Source organism: Paenibacillus sp. N3.4 (assembly GCF_008017805.1).
GTDB lineage: Bacteria > Bacillota > Bacilli > Paenibacillales > NBRC-103111 > Paenibacillus_E.
In genome coordinates, this window is the sequence record NZ_VRTT01000042.1 from 26,133 (window position 1) to 43,731 (window position 17,599).

Below are 17,599 nucleotides of genomic sequence, written 5' to 3' on the forward strand. Positions count from 1 at the left end.
TAAGAAAGACACAGCAGTCTAGGACCACCATGTCTTCTCATTGAAATGACACATCAGAATCGGGTTCTGCTAGCTGATCCGGTCAGAAAAACAACCCCTTGTCGTTCTAATTCACGATGCAGGTCATCCTTGTTTACGTCCAATAGCAAGATGTTTTGATCCGCTGCGAGAGATGCCGCAACTCCCGCCGCTTGTCCCAGAGCGTAACAGGTCGCCTGGACACGCATCGACGACATCGCCACATGAGTGGCTGATATCGCCCGGCCTGCAACGAGCAGGCCCTGTATGCCGCTTGGGATTAAGCAGCGGTAAGGAATATCATAACCGTCTATTTCCCGCTCATCGGTTCCTGATTTTCCGTCAGGGCTGTGTATATCAATCTCATAGTTGGTTTGCGCTACCACATCTTCGAATCTTCGGCCGGTTAATAAATCCTCTTCCGTCAACGTGTAATGTCCAATAATTTGGTTGGTCTCCCTAACCCCGACCTGCCCCGGCACGTGAGATAGTACATAAGTCCCGAACCCGTTACGCTGCAGATAGTCTACTACTGAGAAGGTCTGGCGCAAGGCTTCTTTCTCCGCATAGCTAACATCCTTGACATTGGCTCCGTTCCCTTTGACGCGGGTCATATTGACGAGCAATGTTCCCGCTTCGCCCCTTTCCCAATGCAAAAGCCTTCCTTGCGGCAGTTCCTCAACCGTCTCGTACCGGTAACAACCTTCCGGCAGATGAGGAATAACGGGTTTTCCGGTGTCCTGCATCATGAACATCATGGTCATGGGTTGAGTCATGCCGTCCGTTTCTCTGCCGGTAGTATAACCCGCACCTGCTTCGATGGCGACGCGTCCGTCTCCCGTACAATCGATAAACACATCTGCTTCCAGTGCCAACAGACCTTCTCTTGAATTCGCAACCACCGCCTTCATCCGACCCTGCTCCGTGATTGCCCCGGCAAAACTGACGTGAAACAGCACCTCCACGCCTTCCTTCTCCAGCTTATCATTCAAATAATAGCGCAAACGGAACGGATTAAACTGCGGCCATACCGAACCTTTATGATTGTCGGGAATAGCCTGTTGCGGCATCACTTCAGAGATGATCTCCCGATATATTCCCGTCACATTGCCAACTCCCATGAAAATACTGACGTTGCCTAATGTCCCCATCCCTCCAAGCTGGCCGGAATGCTCCAACAGAATGACTTTTTTCCCACACCGTGCTGCAGAAATTGCAGCTGCGACGCCTGCCGGACCACCGCCAACCACCACAATATCCACCTTGTCGTATACCGGTACGCTTTGTTGAAAGATATAGTTTTTCAAAGAAATCGCCTCCGCTGCTTATCATTATTTTCTACTATCAAACGAATTGATCCAATCTAAATAAGTTGAACTAAAGAAGTTCATTTCCTAATTTCTAAATCATTATGAACCAATGCCCATACGATGGGGTAATTTGGAAGCGCCTCGCACAACTGGAAAGCATCGTGGCGTCAAGCTGCTGGCCACTTTGGATTATGCAACAGGGCAGATTCTTTGGAAAGAAGACGAGCAGTACACGGCGGAAACGTTTTTTGACGTTTCTTTATGAAATCATAGAGGCTTACCCGAAAGGAAGAATGGTGATCATACTGGATAACACCCGCATTCATCACACCAAACTACTTAAATCTTTTCTAAGTGAAACATCAAGCTCGTCTGGAACTTGTCTTCTTCCCAGCCTATAGTCCTCAGTTCAATCTGGTGGAAGGACTTTGGAAATGGTTGAAAGCCGATGTGATCAACAATGTCTTTTATTCTAGCGTTGCAGAGATTCGCAACAACGTGACGCTCTCTATGCAGCAAGTACGTTCCCATTTAGTCACTTCTAATTATAAGGACGTGCGGAAATGCTCAGTAGGGGGTAATCCGACACTTTTCGGTCTGATCCTACTATGTTTCCTCAAAGACAAATTGTCGTTCCTGTCGAGATTTTTCTCGGCAGCCTGAGGACCTGCCATAAGGCTTAAATATGAAATGCTCCCCCTGCATCAAACCCGACATGAGGTTTTCCCTCATCCGGCTTTCCGATGTTCTTCTTTATTCCGCGTTTCAGTACTTTCCTAACCTACAAGTTTCTTTAATCCAAAGTGCTCAGCTCGCCACTTCATCTTTCGGGCTTATAGGTCCGCTCCTTACGAAAAAAATCCCGTGCGGGGGTCTCCCTAGTTCCAAGCACAACTTTCCCAACATGCCGATGTACAGTCGCGGTATAGGCGTACACATCAGAATAACTGGGAAATAGAGATAAGTTGGATTTTCTAAGGTTGGTCGTGAAAGTGCTGGTCAGCTCCTATGTAATCGTGACTCGGCTATTCAGAGCTTTGTAAACATTTTGGGCATGAGGAGAGAAGCGCGAAGATTGCCTTAGGTGTGTCCTTAAGTGTGTCCTTGAGTATGTCCTTGACTATGGCTGTCTACGCTAACGAACCGTATGGTGCTTATCGAGGGGAAATTAGCTTGTCTATTCATCTAACGAACTGGAGAGACGTTATGGAGTCAATTATGAGTGAAATGATGCGCTTTTACTTGCAATAACACTTCTGGAGTTCGTTAGAATAAAAACTCATTGAATTTTGACCAAATAAGGATTGCTGAGTTCGTTAGGAGTCCCCGTCAAAAAAAAGGAGGCTCTCCACATGTTGAAAGCCGAACCCGACGCCAAAAGCACTTGAGGAATTGGATAACATGTCCAGAAGCTAACCAGCTCCCCACATCATAAACAGGAGAATCTCAAGCAGCCGAGACTTTCTCGACACTCGGAGGTTCTCCATGAAAAGAGTAACTAGCGCTATCCGCTTGCAGCCTTTCACAGCTACCTTTGGAGTGACGCGGGCAATATAAAGAAAAGAGGACTGCCCTCAAGCAGATTTATCTGCTTTGAACAGCCCCCTATTATTCAGATCACTTCATACCTATTCTTCAGATCACTTCATACCCAAGCCAATAATCAGAATATCTTGGTCCTTGGGGAATTGATCGCATTGATTCAAACTATAGACGATGTTGAACTTGTGTATTTCTCTTTTTATGTTTTTGCATACGATACTTTGAGTGCTTTGGTTAGAGTAGGCATCCCTAGAAGAATCTATGGTAAATGTGATGTCATTTTTCGATACATACAGATCGGAAAGTACGTAACCACCCTCAATGGTAGTTTGTATGAAGAATAACCGATCACTGTGTTTTTTATCGAATCTATGTACAAATTTCTCCATTCGGATCGCGTTGATAACGTTATAATCGGATATTACGACTTCATTCGCAACGGATGAGCAGATAGTCCACGCCCAAATCATAAGGATAAGCAGCATGGCTACGTTAAGAACATTTCGTTTGTTTTCCAGTATTTTTTTCATGGTTTTCCTTCACATCCGTCCCTTCCTTATCTCGTACTATTCGTTAGCCCAATGACTGCCCTCGTCCTTTTGTAAAAAATGATTTCGATGTCATTTTCTACATCAACAGCGTCCACATATTCGTTTCTTAAGCGAAACGTCTTCATTTTTCCATTTCCTACATGGACCACGATCTTGTTTTCACTCCTAGCCTTTATTCGACCTTGTAGGGTCAAATAATCCTGCTTTACTAAATCCAGAAAGATCACAACCGTCATAAAAGCAAAAATCGGAATCGGGATAAGCAAGATGTCAATGAACCAAACAGGTCTTCCTTCATACATATTGGCAGCGACCTGCAGCGCCGAAATAAAAGTCATAATCATAGAAAGGATTACAAATAAAGTCAGGGATCTATCGGTGCGCCTCTTCAAAGTCCATTCCTCCTTTCTAAATTTCTCCTATCCTACATGGCTGATCCACTTAAAAGAGGTGGGTAAAATTCAACCCAAGTTTTATTCGTCCATCGATCCGTTTTGTATATTCATTCACCTAAGGGTTCGTTGCGTTGAATAACTTTTAACGCTTCCCGCACGCTTAACGGTGAAAGCTCCGTTTGTTCAACGAATGCGCGAACCGCTGCGGCATCCGTTTTGGAGTACTCGCGGAGGGCCCAGCCTATCGCTTTACGGATAAAGAACTCCTTGGAATCAGCTAGGCATCGGATACAATCAAACAAGAGCGATACATCCGTCTTTTGTTTGAATTTTAACTGAAACAATATACTCGTTCGCTGCAGCCACATATTTTCAGAAGAAAGCCACTTCTCCACGTAGGATGGAATCAGCTCTGGAAACCGCTGCAAATGATAACCAATCAAGTGGTCCGCGATCAAATCTACCGTATCCCACCACGATTTACTTACAATGAAACTTTCCAGAACATCCACATGTGTGATATCCGCTTCCTTGCGCAGCTGCATGAGCACTAACATCGCGGTGTAAGCAAATTCTCTTTCGGGCAGTTCCCAGAGCTCGCTGGCAACACGCACTCCTTCCTCTCCTTTAGGGAAGCCATGTTCCTTCGTAAACTGCTTAGTCAGGTTGACACGCTCTGGACTTTTAATTCCGAGAAAAGGAAATTGATTCTTCATATAAGCTTCCATCGCTGTCGCATTAACTGGGTTGCGATGGGCTCGAAGCCATGCCTCAAGTTTTTCCGTATAGGGTGATATCATCGTAAAAACTGCCTCCTTTATGGCCACTCCTGTATATGCCTTCTTGTAGCAATTAGAGATTAATTCGGGTATGCTTATAGCAGCATTTTTATGTACATAGACTACTTACCGGATTGGAGAGAACTTCATGACTTACAAATTAGTTGCTGCGGATTTAGATGATACCCTATTGCGGGATGACTTGACTATCTCGCAAGAAACCATTAACGCCATGCACGAAGCGGTTGCCAAAGGAGTGACGGTGACGATTGCAACAGGCAGAAGCTTTCCTTCTGCAGCACGAATTGCGAATCAAATCGGGCTCAACGTGCCGATAATTACGTACCAAGGCGCTCTCATCAAAAATTTGCTTGATGAAAAAGTACTCTACGAGCGCACCGTTCCTGTTGAAAGCGCACGTTTTTTGCTCGATTTCTGCGAGAAAAGAAATCTTCATCTTCAGCTTTACCACGGCGATGAGCTATATGCAAGCGAGGACAACGATAAGATCAAAAACTACGTACGTCTCTCCAAAACGCCTTATGTGATTGGTGATTTGCGCCAATGGATCGATATCCCTCAGCCCAAAATGCTCATTGTTGACACGCCTGAAGTATGTGACCAGCTGCGCGAAGAGCTTCTGCCCTTGCTTGGAGACCAATTGCACATTACCAAATCCAAACCGCATTACTTGGAGTTTATGCACAAAGAAGGCACCAAAGGGCATGCAATTACTTTCCTCGCTGAACATATCGGCTGCTCCTTAGATGAAGTTATTGCGCTTGGAGATGCTTGGAACGATCGTGAAATGCTTGAAGTTGCCGGACTTGGTGTAGCGATGGAAAATGCATTGCCTGAACTTAAAGCTTTGGCGAATTATGTTACCAAAAGCAATAATGATGACGGTGTTAGACATGTCATCGAAAAATTCATTTTAGCAGAATAGCTGATATACGGTCTCGGTTGGCAAAATTGACGTTTGCTCCGAGACCGTTTTGTTAGTAAGAATAAAACTATTTATGTGAGCGCGATCATAAAATCATAGCAGGTTAACTTCATAAACCATTCATAATGTAAATCATTAATGAAGGAAGTGGCGGATATGTTTGATGTGAGATTGCTGGAGGATAAGGTCATTCTTATTACAGGCGGCGGCACAGGTCTAGGACGTGCGATGGGCGAACGCTTCCTCGCATTAGGCGCCAAGCTGGCTATTACTAGCAGACGCGAAGAAGTATTGGCCAAAGCGGCTGCTGAAATGAGCGTCGACAGCAAAGAAGTGTTCTACACCCGGTGTGACGTCAGGGACCCGCTCCAGGTTCAAGAAATGGTTTCCGCAGTGGAACAACATTATGGATATATTGATGTGCTGATTAACAATGCAGCAGGCAACTTCGCTAGTCCCACGGAGCATCTATCTCCGCGAGCTGTGGACGCGGTGCTGAATATTGTGCTGCACGGGACGTTCTACACCACGCTGGAAGTAGGCAAAAGGTGGATCGAGCAAGGGCGCGGAGGTACGATGCTGAACATCGTAACCTCCTACGCCTCCACCGGATCCGCCTTCGTTGTCCCCTCGGCCACGGCTAAGGCCGGTGTGCTCGCGCTAACCCGCTCACTGGCCGTCGAGTGGGCGCGTTATGGCATACGGCAAGTCGCGATCGCGCCGGGGCTATTCCCTACCGACGGCGCTTGGAGCCGACTGGCTCCTACACCCGAGCTGGCGGAAAAGCTTGTAAACCGCGTTCCGCTCAAGCGTGTAGGTGATAAAGAAGAGCTGACAAACCTCGCGGCTTACCTGATCTCTGACGGTGCTGCGTACATCAATGGCGAGGTCGTTACCATCGACGGCGGCGAATGGCTGCAAGGCGCCGGACAGTTTAACGACCTGCTTGAGGTCACCGATGAGCAGTGGATAGAGCTTGCCCAAATGACCCGCAAGGGCAAGTCATGACAAACTCTTTTCAGTAAAAAAAGGTCGCCAATGGCAACCTTATCTTCCTCGATGCTTCTCTTTTGCCTTTTGTACCTTAAGAAGATATTTCTTCTCCTTAAATTCTTCGTACATTTGCTTATTGGTCACTTTTCTTTCCTTCTTCCGTGATTCAAGCTCGAGCTTCATCACATCTTGGGCGTAGGAGGAAACACCTGACATCAGCAATTCCTTAGCAATCTGCCTTGCGAGGCGTTTAGGATTGGTTTTCCGTTGAACTGGTTTCCCAATCTCAACTTCTTGTGTACTAGCAGCAAGCAAAGCAAGCATGTGATGCTGAACAAAATCCATGACTTCGCCATCTTTAGGCTCAGGACCAAAAATAAATTGACATGCCTTCAGCTTGGAATCGTCATTGCTCTCAACAACACCCAGCCAATATTGACCATTAAAATATACGGTTAGTTTCAAAAAAACCGCCCCCTTTTTTCCAATCAGAGTGATGGACATCCCAAGGGGGGAAGGTTACTGACAAGGAATACAAGCGTATTTCCTTGCGTCCGGACTACCGACCGGAGCTGTGTTTTTGCACTCTTCTTACATTATCTAGGAATCATGTCGGGATGACAAGAGGCAAGTCTACAGCAGCTATGTAATTCTACACCTGAAACCGACCAATCAGTGTCTGCAGCTCGCCTGCCATACTGTTCAATACAGCAGCGGATGAGACAATTTCCTCCATACTGGCATATTGACCTTCGACGTTCGAAGAAACGACCTTGGCCCCATTTGCAGTTTGTCCTGCAACTTCATTGATGGAGCGAATCACTTCCAGCGCTGCATGTGTTTTCGTGAAAATGGCCGCTGAGCTTCTGGTTACCTCTTCAATCTGACGAGCCACTTCATCCATGGCATGACTGATCCGCTCGAAGGTATTCCTCGCTAAGCCGACTACCTCAATGCCCGTTTCCACCTCTCTGCTTCCCGCCTCTGTGGAGCTAACTACGGCCCTAGTTTCATCTTGAATACTAGAGACGAGACTCGCTACTTCTTCCGCAGCCGCTCCAGTTTGCATGGACAACTTACGAACCTCTTCGGCGACGACCGCGAATCCTTTACCTGCCGCTCCTGCTCGCGCCGCTTCAATGGATGCATTCAGTGCGAGCATATTGGTCTGCCTGGCGATGCCAACAATCATAGCATTGGCACTTACGATTTGTTCGGAACGCCGCCCTAATCGCTGCACAGATTCCGCTAGCTCTTTCATCTTCTGATGAATGGCATACATCTGAATAATCGCTGTATCCACGGCCACATTGCCATTGCCTGCTTCCGATTGCGCCCGCGCAGACTGATCATTCGCTGACTGCGTCACGCTGGCAATTCGTCCAACAGCCGCAGACATTTGCTCCATAATCGAGACCCCCATTTGTACACTGCGCACTTGAGCGTCAGTACCGAACGAAATCTCTTGCGCGATGCTCGTAATCCGTTCCGAGGATTCACTGACTTGTCCCGAATTACTGCTAAGCGCTTCAGACGCAGCAGCTACTCTATGTGCACTGCTTCCCACCTGACTGATCAACGTATGCAGGTTCTCCTTCATTTGATTAAAAGCTGTAGCTAAATCCCTTAATTCATCACGATTCTTCACCTGAATATCCCTCACGGTCAAATCGCATGCGGCGATTCTACCTGCTGCTCGTACCATCAAACGCATCGGTTTCACGATCATCTGAGATAGCAAAAGCCCAATGGCCAAAGCGAATAGGAAAGCGCCTAGGCTAACCCATATTAACGTTCTGATCGTTGAGGCAACTATTTCATGATTGCGCGATGAAGCTTCTTCTTGCACTTGCTTTGCCAACTCTTCGATCTTTGCAGCAGCCTCTGTTAGTGTTTCCGTAGTAGGAATCGCCCACTGCGTCGCTTCAGCCTTAGCTAATCCCACATCTCCCTTGTCCCCGTAATCCGTCACTTTTTTAACCAATCGCGCGAAGGTTTGATTGGAATCCAACATCGATTGAATAGCACCCTGCTCTTCCTCACTAACGGATAATGCGCCTATCGCAGAAATGATAGCCGATAACTTCTCATGCATATCCATGAGATGCTTCTCTTTATCTTTGGATGGATCTAGCACATAACCAAACAATAAATTGTTTTGCATCTGCGTTTTCTCTTTAACTTCCGAAACATTTTTCAGAATCACGCCAGTATCATGAAGTAGTTTCGAATAAGAATCGTCGACTTTATTTAAGTAGGTATAAGACATGCCGCTGGTTACGCCAACAAGCAAAGATACAACAACGAATGAACCTACGATCTTACTTCTTAATGAAAACGAAAATAGTCGCCTCTTCCAAAATTCAGGTGTGGCCAAACTCATGTTTTGTTCCCCCTCGGCTTTCGTGAACGCTTTCATTCATGGACAATATGAAAGGCTGCCGATCGTGTCGACAGCCTATTTAATGTTTCCTCTATGACCAAATTTGGTGAATAACCTGGTGTTTATCTCATTATGACGAGCCTTTTACTTGGAATTCATGTATTTACGCATATCGAAGGCTACAGCCGCTACGATAATCACACCTTTGATAATTAACTGCCAGTAAGGGCTTATTCCGATAAACGTCAAACCATAATTGATAACGCTGAAGATCAACACCCCAGCAAGAACACCAGGAACGGTACCGATACCTCCTGAAGTGGAGACACCGCCGACCACACAAGCTGCAATCGCATCAAGCTCATACATATTACCGTAGTTATTCGTTGCGCCGCCCGTTCTTGCTGCTTCCAGCACACCGGCCAAGCCGTACAAAGCGCCGGCAATGGCATAGATGTAAATCAAGTAACGGTTTACGTTAATACCAGAAACGGTGGCCGCATGAATGTTTCCGCCGATTGCGTACATATACTTGCCCAGTTTCGTTTTATTGAATACGATCCATACGATGATAGCTACTACAATGGCTATTATCACAATGTAAGGTATCGAATAAGTGGCATCCGATCCGACAGCCCCCGTTCCCAGCTTACTGAAATCCGCTCTTAAACCGCCAATAGGCTGCGATTGATTTGGCTTCATATCGAAGTATAGGGAGTTCGCTCCGTAAACAGCCACCATGGTACCCAATGTGGCAATAAATGGCGGCACCTTTAATTTAGCAACGATAAGCCCATTAATGAGACCGACCAAAAGACCTGCTGCAATGGCAAGAATAATCGGCACCAGCAGTGGCAAGGCCGGTAAATCCGGAAAAAATCTTCTGCCGTAATCTTGCGTTTGCAGCATGGATGCGGAGATAACTGCTGTTAAACCAACAATACGTCCTGTTGATAAATCCGTTCCTCCCGTAATCAGAATGAAAGCAGCACCCAAAGCGATAATGACACGGGTGGATGATTGCAGCAAAATATCCCGTAGGATATTGACGGATAAAAACCTTGGATCATAAATCGCAATGCCAACGACCAGCACGACGAGCACGATGTAGATTGCGTATTTCGTTATGAACCCACTGATGTCTCTTGATTTCAATGTCTCTGTCTTAGTACTCATTATTCTTGGCCCCCTCCGTTATGCCATATGCTGTGCAGCAAGGCGCATGATCTCTTCTTCTGTTGCTTTGTTTCCATCCACGATACCCGTAAGACGTCCTTCACACATGACCATGATTCGGTCTGACATCCCAAGCAGTTCGGGCATTTCAGAAGAGATCATGATAATACTTTGCCTTGCTTGGCAAGGTCGGCGATGATCGAATAAATCTCGAACTTCGCTCCTACGTCAATTCCCCTTGTAGGCTCGTCAAGTAGCAAAACATCCGGTTCGGTGAGCAGCCATCTGGCAAGGAGCACCTTTTGTTGGTTGCCGCCTGAAAGATTTTTGATCAACGCATACATGTTTGGCGTCTTTACCCGAAGCATTTCGATACTCCGTTTTACTTCTTCTCTACGTTTCGCTTCTTGAATGAATCCAAAAGGATTCATATATCTGGATAAATTAGCAATAACGGTATTCTCTAGTACCGACAATACAGGGAAAATCCCAGTTACACGACGTTCCTCCGTAAGCAACGCTATTTTTTGCTTAATGGCATCAATCGGCGACTTCAGCTTTATTGTTTTCCCATGTATGGAAACGCTGCCAGACGCAATACTCCGCATACCGAACAAAGTCTCAATAAGCTCTGTACGCTGCGCGCCGACCAGACCGCCGACGCCCAGAATTTCCCCTTTACGAAGATCGAAGGATACGTTTTTAAATGATTTGGGAATAACCGAAGTCAATCCGTCTACTTTCATCAGCACACCGTTCGGTACATTGCTTCGCTCAGGAAACCGCTCTTTCAAATCACGACCTACCATCTTCGAAATGATCATGTCCGTTGTCAGATCGGATGACGCCCATGTACCAATCTTAGTACCGTCGCGCATAATGGTCACTTCATCTGAAATTGCGAGAATTTCCTCCATTTTATGTGAAATATAGATGATCGAAACGCCACGACTTTTCAAATCGCGAATAATGCGAAACAGTTGTTCAACTTCATTGCCAGTTAGCGACGAAGTCGGCTCATCCATAACAATGACTTTCGAATTGAATGAAACCGCCTTGGCAATTTCAATGGATTGCACTTTTGAAACCGATAACGTTCCTACTACTGTATCCGGTTTAATATCCATCTGGAGCTGCTTAAACAAGCTCTCCGTATCTCTGCGCATTTTCGTGTGGTCCACTAATTTGAGCGGCCCGATTCCTTTTAACGGAAATCTGCCGAGCCAGATGTTCTCCATCACATTGCGATGAGGAACAGGATGAAGCTCTTGATGGATCATGGATATGCCGTTTGCTAATGCATCCTTCGAGTTAACAATCGTTGCTGTTACGCCATTCAACTTGATTTCTCCGCCATCCGGCTTATAAATGCCGAACAAGCATTTCATTAAGGTCGATTTGCCCGCTCCGTTTTCACCCATCAGCGCATGAACGCTTCCTTGTCGAACTTTGAGGGTGACATTATCCAGCGCTTTGACGCCGGGGAACTCTTTGGAGATTTGATTCATTTCCAATAAATATTCATGTTCATTCATGGTAACTCCCCCTACCAGCTCACGATAATCCCCACAAAGTGAAGCCTTTCTTCGAAGCCTATTTCTCTTTAGCCTTTGCACGGGTTCCCAAATAAGGAAGGCAAGGGTAGGCGTAAGCAAACATCGCGCTCCCTTGCCTGCTTCAATTCGGATTACTTCGCTTCGTTCATGTTAGCTTTTGTAATCTTTTTGTAAGAAATCCATACATATTTGCCGTCCGTTACATCATAGCCTGTTGTTTCTTTACTAGGCGTTTGACCGTTAGCTAATGCTGCTGCTACATTCGTTGTTGCTGCTCCTTGGTTTTTCGCATCATTCAGAACAGTTCCAAGCAATGTGCCGTCGCTAAGCGCTTGAAGAGCTGGGGCTGTAGCATCTACGCCTACTACCGGCATAAATTTGTTATCTTTGAAATAGCCTTTTGCTTTCAAAGCTTCAATAGCACCAAGTGCCATATCGTCATTGTTTGCAATAACAGCATCGATTTTGCTTTCGTTAGCAGCAAGGAATGCAGCCATTTTTTCTTGGCCTTTAACGCGATCCCACATAGCCGTATCTTCCGCTACTTTTTCAACTTTCAAACCAGCGTCCGTAATCGCTTGAATGGAGAATTTGGTGCGAAGCTCAGCATCTTGGTGACCTGGCTCACCTTTTAGCATGACATAGTGAATGACACCGTCTTTGCTTTTGTATGCTTCCGGATGAGCTTTGAAGTAGTCAACCAACAATTGACCTTCCATCGTACCGGATTGCTCTGCCTTTGCGCCTACATAGTAAACTTTATCCCATTTCTTCATGTCGTCAGCCAGTGGTTCACGGTTCAAGAACACAACCGGAATATTCGCTGTTTTCGCTTTATCGATAATAACGCCGGCTGCTGTGCGGTCAACTGCGTTGATCGCCAATGCGTTCACTTTTTTCGTAATGAAAAGATCGACTTTATCATTTTGTGTTGGTTGTGAGTTTTGGCTGTCTACGATATCAACTGTTGCTTTGTCTTTTGCAGCATCAGAGATGGCAGCGCGGACACCGGACATGAACGTATCATCAAATTTGTAAATGGCTACACCAATGTTTGGTTTTTTGCCAGCGTCTACTTTTGGCGTTGCTGCTGCAGTTGCTCCTGTAGTTGCGGCTGGTGCTGGCGTTGGTGTTGTTTTCGAGCTAGAACAGCCTACAACGGTTGCAACGAGTGCACCTGCTACGGCAATGGTAAGAAGTTTTTTCATTATAAGACCCTCCCAAAAATTTATGTTTGTCTTTACATTCCTTACTATAAGGGATCAACCACTCAAATCAAATGCAAAATCCTCATATTTTCTATCGAAATTCTCCTCACTTTATAAAGGGAAATAATAGCTTTTGATTATCCGACCAGAACATATTATCCAGATCAATCGCCTTAATTCCTGTATCTACACGGCTCGCTATTTTCTTGCCAGAAGCTGCTTCAACCGCATTCTTAATGCCCAAATAGCCGATACTGAAAGGGTTTTGAATGATTGTCGCTTGAATGACACCCTCTTGCAGCAACTCTAGTTCCTCAGAGGTACTATCAAACGTGATGATCTTGACCTTGCCCGTTAGATTCATATTTTGAATAGCTGTAGCAACGCCAATGGAAGATATTTCGCTGAGAGCAACGATTCCGTCTAAGCTTAAATTTTTCTGCAAAATGTCATACGTTAACTTTTCGGCGAGCTCACGATTGGTTAAACTATAAACTTTATCCAATACCTTCATTTCAGGATAGTGAGCGATTTCGTCTAAAAGACCTTGTTCTCGAAGCTCCGTATTACGCTCCCCTTGCTTAAAGCTTACGATTGCGATCTGACTATTTGACCCTACAAGCTTGATGAGTTGTTTTCCCGCCAACTGTCCTGCCTCATAATTGTTTGCTCCAATAAAACTTTTCGTTTGCTTCGATTCGACTTCGGAATCAATTGTAATAACAGGAATATTAAAATTGCTTGCTTCCATGACAACCTCTGCCAAGTCCTTATAATCATTAGCCGCCAATACAATAGCGTCAGGTTTGATTTGAATCGACTGCTCCATTAACGCGATTTGACCTTTAACATCAGCTTCATCTCCGGGGGCGCGGAAATCCAGCGTCACATCGAACTCCTTCGCTGCTACCTCGGCTCCCATCTTCACTGTTTTCCAGTAGTCACCGTTCTGGCTTCGCAAGATGACTTCCAAATGCTTCTTTTGCTGCGTCGGCAGCTGCTCCGTCTCTTGTTTAGTACAGGAAGAAAAACAGATACCGACAATCAAAATCGCAACTAATAGGGGACGAATTTTCATTGTTTTTTCCATGGCTTCTCCTCTTTATTCCTCTTCCAGCATCAATGGGATCCAGATCTTCACGATCGTTCCTTCTTCTAATTCACTTTCGACCGCCACACCATAATGGACACCAAAATAAAGCTTAATTCGTTCATTGACATTGCGAAGTCCGACACCGGAGCCCTTCTCGCTTTTCGTCTGTCCTGCCAAGATACGACTAAGCGTCTCTTCTGACATCCCAACTCCATTGTCACGAATTTGAAGAAAGATCTTTTCATCAACAATCCCGACCCAAATATGAATCATACCAACATCAACCATGTATTCAATCCCGTGATAAAGCGCATTTTCAACAATAGGCTGCAGGATCAGCTTCAATGTCTTGTAAGGAAGCGCCTCTTCTTCAACCTGAATCTCATAATCAAATTTGTCTTTATAACGCATCTTTTGGATGATTAAATAATTCCGAATATGCTCGATTTCTTCTTGTATCGTAATAATACTTTTGCCTTTACTCAGAGAAATGCGGAAAAACCTCGATAGAGCGGTAATCGTTTTTACAACTTCTTCATTTTTCCCACTGCCAACCATGCGAACAACGGAATTGAGAGTATTATATAAAAAATGAGGGTTAATCTGCGATTGGAGAACCTCCAGCTCATTTTTTCGCTTCACTTCCTGCTCATGAATGCTCTGATCCATTAATTCACGAACACGGGAAACCATTAGATTGAATCTACGCGATAACTGTTCTACTTCATCAGCTCCACGTACGTGGATGTACGTATCAAAATCCCCTTTCTCCACCATTTCCATCGACTTTTTCAATCGTTTAATCGGTTGGGAGATACGAGCCGACATAAAGGCAGAAATCAATAAAATGAAAATAAGCACAATAACAAGCAGCCAAATCATAAATGTACTAACTTCTTTGCGTGTAGTAATCATTTCATCGAGATAGGAAACGCCAATAATTTTCCAACCGATGTTATTTACCGTTCTAACTACATTCAGTCGCGATTCGCCGTCTCGAACATCCATGTACTTGCCATATGAGAATTTCAAAGCTTGCTCCACATTCTCATATTTCAGACCAATATAAATAAGCTGCTGCTGCGGATGGTACACAATGTTTCCGGCGGAATCATCAATGATGTAAACATAGCCCTTCTTACCAAGCGAGACCGTACGGAAAACATCGTCTAGTGTCTTAAAATTCACATCGACAAGCAGAACCGCATCGACCCATTTCCCATTACGTTGAATTAAAACGCCTTTACTCATCGATACGACCCATTTGTAGGGATCTTTGAATAAATTCTGAATGTGCGGCAGCGAAAATGTAAGATGATCAGGATTCTCCAAGGCAGACTTAAACCATGATTGCTCTGTTAGTCGTGTGTTGTTGCGCATCTGTGCGGTATGAATGCCTGTAACTAGCTGACCTTCAGCCGTGAAGAGATCAATCGATACAATATCCTGGCGCGTACTCGCAATAGTATCCAATTGTTCGAGCAGCTTATCGCTAGGAACCCCCTGGCTCTTGGCAATTTTGGCATCAACGACCTCGAAGGTATCGGACATGCCCTTGATATAATTTTCTAAATTAAACTGCACCTGCTCGATAATTTGCTGCGTGTTCAAGAAGGCGTTCTCTTCCGCTGTTCTGGAAAATTTATTGTACAGCACCAACGATACGATCAGCATAACCGTGACGGTAATAAAAACAAAAGATAATGTAATCGTAAACTGGATGCTCTTGACCCTCATCGTGTCCATCATTGCGGTACACAATGCCTTAGTCAGCGATCTTAATTTTAGGCTCAACCCCTATTCCCCCTTACTTCAACCCTGCGCCCCTTTGGAACTGTTTCTGTACTCTTTCGGGGAAACGCCAACATTTTTACGGAAAGAAAAACTGAAATAATTGGCATCCGCGTAACCAACCTTTTCGGCTATTTCAAGCGCTTTCATATCGGTTGATCGCAGCAGTTCCTTGGCTTCCTCCATGCGAATATGATTTAAATAGTTCACAAAGGTCATCTTGGCCTCTTTCTTAAAAATACTGCTGAAATAACCAGCGCTAATATGCAGATGACCGCATACCTTATTAATCGTGATGTCTCCCTCATGATAGTGACTCTTCGTATATTCCTTGGCCATCTCCACCAGATTCTTGTAAGTGTACTGACGATCTGTGGCGATATGATTCATCATGCTGGCACACAACTCTACGAGCCAATGCTTCGCAGCTTCCAAGGACGTGAACTTATTAATTTCTGTAAAAGGAATGAAATTGTCGCCGAACACCTCATCGACGTTGAGGTTCGAATCTTTGGCTGCTTTCAGAATGCAGGTTAGTATTTCAAGCAAATAAATCTGGTAGTCCTTGACGGAGACGCCCCCCTCGATTCCTTGAAAAAGCTCATCGATGGTCTCTTTGATTTCTTGATTCGTCCCCACTTTAATGCATCTGGTCAGCTCATGTTCCTTCACATCATCAAAGCGAACCTTTTCGACATTCCGTCTCTCCACGTCATCAATGCAAATGATCCGATTATTGCCGAGAATAAGCCGATAGTCCAGCGCCAGCACCGCATCTTCGTGCGAATAACTAACCTTCGTCACATCCTTCATCACCGATCCAATGCCTATGGTAACCGAGAATTTGAGATATTTCTCAACACTTTGGCGAACTTCTTCCAGTGTTTTCATCGTTTCTTGAAGAGCTTCGTCCTTGCTTCCGCTCTCTTTGCAAACCAACACAACCACCTGATCGTTATGCATAAAAACAAGACCGAGATTGCGTTTATTCGCAATTTCTTCTGTAATATTGAGTAAAGCAAAATACTTAAGCGCCTGATCTTCCGAGTATTTCAGGGATACGGATTTCAACAACTCCGTGCGATTCTCCAAGTCATCTTCATGGATCATGACCCCATCTATGCTAACAACAGCAACGACGAAGCTGTTGCCGCTAAGCTCAATCCCGTAGTTGCCGGCCTTTTCACGAACTTCATCACGGGGCAGCTTCCTGCTCATCAAGGTCGCCAGGAAATTCTCCTTCAATACTGGCATACTTTTGCGGTAATGCTCTTTTAAGAGTTCTACATTTTCCCGATGGGCTACTTCCTCTTGAATCTGCTCCTTAACCTTACATAGGGCGTTAACAATTTCCTGCGCCGAAAAAGGCTTCAGCACATATTCATCGATATGCAGCTTAATCGCTTTCTGGGCATATTCGAACTCATCGTGCCCTGTGAGTATGATAATTTTGATCGTTGGAAAGCGCTCTCTAATCGCTTCAGCAAGCTGCAATCCATTCATAAAGGGCATCTGAATATCCGTCACTACCACATCAGGCAGTAATTTCTCCACCATCTCCAGCGCTTCTCTGCCATTCTCTGCTGTTTCTATGACCTCAAAGCCAATAGCTTCCCAATTCACTTCACGTACGACACCTTCCCGCACATCAGATTCGTCGTCTACCAGTAACAATTTGTACATGCTTATCCCCCTTAGAATTTTCAGTCATCGTCATACCCGGTCCATGTTAACTTTTTCAACATCATTGTACTAACTGCTTCAGGAATACACAACAAGTTCGTTGCGCCTCAGAGGAGAATTACAGGATACATGGTAAAAAACACCTTATCTCTGTTAAAATTAGATGAGCACGTTT

General features: G+C 45.1%; 13 protein-coding genes and 2 pseudogenes. 3 read left to right on the plus strand and 12 right to left on the minus strand.

Annotated features, from left to right (window positions below; translation table 11 throughout):
- Positions 1–53: 53 nt before the first annotated feature.
- Positions 54–1,325, minus strand: a complete 1,272-nt coding sequence (locus tag FU659_RS20440; RefSeq protein WP_147949262.1) for an FAD-dependent oxidoreductase — start codon at positions 1,323–1,325, stop codon at positions 54–56.
- 148 nt (positions 1,326–1,473) lie between these two features.
- Between FU659_RS20440 and FU659_RS20445 the strand changes: the two are divergent.
- Positions 1,474–1,850: pseudogene (locus tag FU659_RS20445) on the plus strand (IS630 family transposase); the annotation flags it as partial.
- Between the two features lie 1,118 nt (positions 1,851–2,968).
- On the opposite strand, the gene FU659_RS20450 reads toward FU659_RS20445, so the two are convergent.
- The 3 genes from FU659_RS20450 to FU659_RS20460 form a co-directional block, all read right to left on the minus strand.
- Positions 2,969–3,400 carry a DUF4362 domain-containing protein gene (locus FU659_RS20450; RefSeq protein ID WP_147949263.1) on the minus strand — a complete coding sequence of 144 codons (432 nt, stop codon included), beginning with the start codon at positions 3,398–3,400 and terminating at the stop codon, positions 2,969–2,971.
- 26 nt (positions 3,401–3,426) lie between these two features.
- Positions 3,427–3,813, minus strand: a complete 387-nt coding sequence (locus FU659_RS20455; protein ID WP_147949264.1) for a hypothetical protein — start codon at positions 3,811–3,813, stop codon at positions 3,427–3,429.
- 110 nt (positions 3,814–3,923) lie between these two features.
- Positions 3,924–4,616, minus strand: a complete 693-nt coding sequence (locus FU659_RS20460) for a DNA alkylation repair protein (RefSeq protein WP_147949265.1) — start codon at positions 4,614–4,616, stop codon at positions 3,924–3,926.
- Between the two features lie 127 nt (positions 4,617–4,743).
- Between FU659_RS20460 and FU659_RS20465 the strand changes: the two genes are divergently transcribed.
- Positions 4,744–5,541 carry a Cof-type HAD-IIB family hydrolase gene (locus FU659_RS20465; protein WP_147949266.1) on the plus strand — a complete coding sequence of 266 codons (798 nt, stop codon included), beginning with the start codon at positions 4,744–4,746 and terminating at the stop codon, positions 5,539–5,541.
- Positions 5,542–5,697: 156 nt separating this feature from the next.
- The gene (locus FU659_RS20470) at positions 5,698–6,549 is read left to right on the plus strand and encodes an SDR family oxidoreductase (RefSeq protein ID WP_147949267.1); all 852 of its coding nucleotides are present in this window, start codon (positions 5,698–5,700) and stop codon (positions 6,547–6,549) included.
- A gap of 39 nt (positions 6,550–6,588) precedes the next feature.
- Here the strand turns inward: FU659_RS20470 and FU659_RS20475 are convergent, their stop codons facing one another.
- The 8 genes and pseudogenes from FU659_RS20475 to FU659_RS20510 all read right to left on the minus strand — a co-directional run bounded on the left by FU659_RS20475 (position 6,589) and on the right by FU659_RS20510 (position 17,424).
- On the minus strand, positions 6,589–6,999 hold the full coding sequence (locus tag FU659_RS20475; protein WP_147949268.1) for a YjdF family protein: 411 nt from the start codon (positions 6,997–6,999) through the stop codon (positions 6,589–6,591).
- Positions 7,000–7,186: 187 nt separating this feature from the next.
- Complete coding sequence (locus tag FU659_RS20480; RefSeq protein ID WP_147949269.1) at positions 7,187–8,917, minus strand: methyl-accepting chemotaxis protein; 1,731 nt, start codon at positions 8,915–8,917, stop codon at positions 7,187–7,189.
- A 144-nt stretch (positions 8,918–9,061) separates the two neighbouring features.
- The gene (mglC, locus tag FU659_RS20485; RefSeq protein WP_147949270.1) at positions 9,062–10,093 is read right to left on the minus strand and encodes a galactose/methyl galactoside ABC transporter permease MglC; all 1,032 of its coding nucleotides are present in this window, start codon (positions 10,091–10,093) and stop codon (positions 9,062–9,064) included.
- A gap of 18 nt (positions 10,094–10,111) precedes the next feature.
- Positions 10,112–11,628, minus strand: a pseudogene (locus tag FU659_RS20490) (sugar ABC transporter ATP-binding protein).
- Positions 11,629–11,780: 152 nt separating this feature from the next.
- Entirely contained in the window at positions 11,781–12,857 is a 1,077-nt protein-coding gene (locus FU659_RS20495) for a galactose ABC transporter substrate-binding protein (protein ID WP_147949271.1), read from the minus strand.
- Positions 12,858–12,963: 106 nt separating this feature from the next.
- Positions 12,964–13,947, minus strand: coding sequence for a substrate-binding domain-containing protein (locus FU659_RS20500; protein WP_147949272.1), 984 nt, complete (start codon positions 13,945–13,947; stop codon positions 12,964–12,966).
- Positions 13,948–13,959: 12 nt separating this feature from the next.
- Complete coding sequence (locus FU659_RS20505) at positions 13,960–15,696, minus strand: sensor histidine kinase (protein WP_147949289.1); 1,737 nt, start codon at positions 15,694–15,696, stop codon at positions 13,960–13,962.
- 66 nt (positions 15,697–15,762) lie between these two features.
- The gene (locus FU659_RS20510) at positions 15,763–17,424 is read right to left on the minus strand and encodes a response regulator transcription factor (protein ID WP_147949273.1); all 1,662 of its coding nucleotides are present in this window, start codon (positions 17,422–17,424) and stop codon (positions 15,763–15,765) included.
- Positions 17,425–17,599 lie beyond the last annotated feature (175 nt).

Excerpts from the sequence above, each read along its gene's own strand:
- FU659_RS20450 (WP_147949263.1), bottom strand. The coding sequence starts at position 3,400 with ATGAAAAAAATACTGGAAAACAAACGAAATGTTCTTAACGTAGCCATG.
- FU659_RS20460 (WP_147949265.1), bottom strand. The coding sequence starts at position 4,616 with ATGATATCACCCTATACGGAAAAACTTGAGGCATGGCTTCGAGCCCAT.
- FU659_RS20465 (WP_147949266.1), top strand. The coding sequence starts at position 4,744 with ATGACTTACAAATTAGTTGCTGCGGATTTAGATGATACCCTATTGCGG.
- FU659_RS20470 (WP_147949267.1), top strand. The coding sequence starts at position 5,698 with ATGTTTGATGTGAGATTGCTGGAGGATAAGGTCATTCTTATTACAGGC.
- FU659_RS20480 (WP_147949269.1), bottom strand. The coding sequence starts at position 8,917 with ATGAGTTTGGCCACACCTGAATTTTGGAAGAGGCGACTATTTTCGTTT.
- mglC (WP_147949270.1), bottom strand. The coding sequence starts at position 10,093 with ATGAGTACTAAGACAGAGACATTGAAATCAAGAGACATCAGTGGGTTC.
- FU659_RS20495 (WP_147949271.1), bottom strand. The coding sequence starts at position 12,857 with ATGAAAAAACTTCTTACCATTGCCGTAGCAGGTGCACTCGTTGCAACC.
- FU659_RS20500 (WP_147949272.1), bottom strand. The coding sequence starts at position 13,947 with ATGGAAAAAACAATGAAAATTCGTCCCCTATTAGTTGCGATTTTGATT.
- FU659_RS20505 (WP_147949289.1), bottom strand. The coding sequence starts at position 15,696 with ATGGACACGATGAGGGTCAAGAGCATCCAGTTTACGATTACATTATCT.
- FU659_RS20510 (WP_147949273.1), bottom strand. The coding sequence starts at position 17,424 with ATGTACAAATTGTTACTGGTAGACGACGAATCTGATGTGCGGGAAGGT.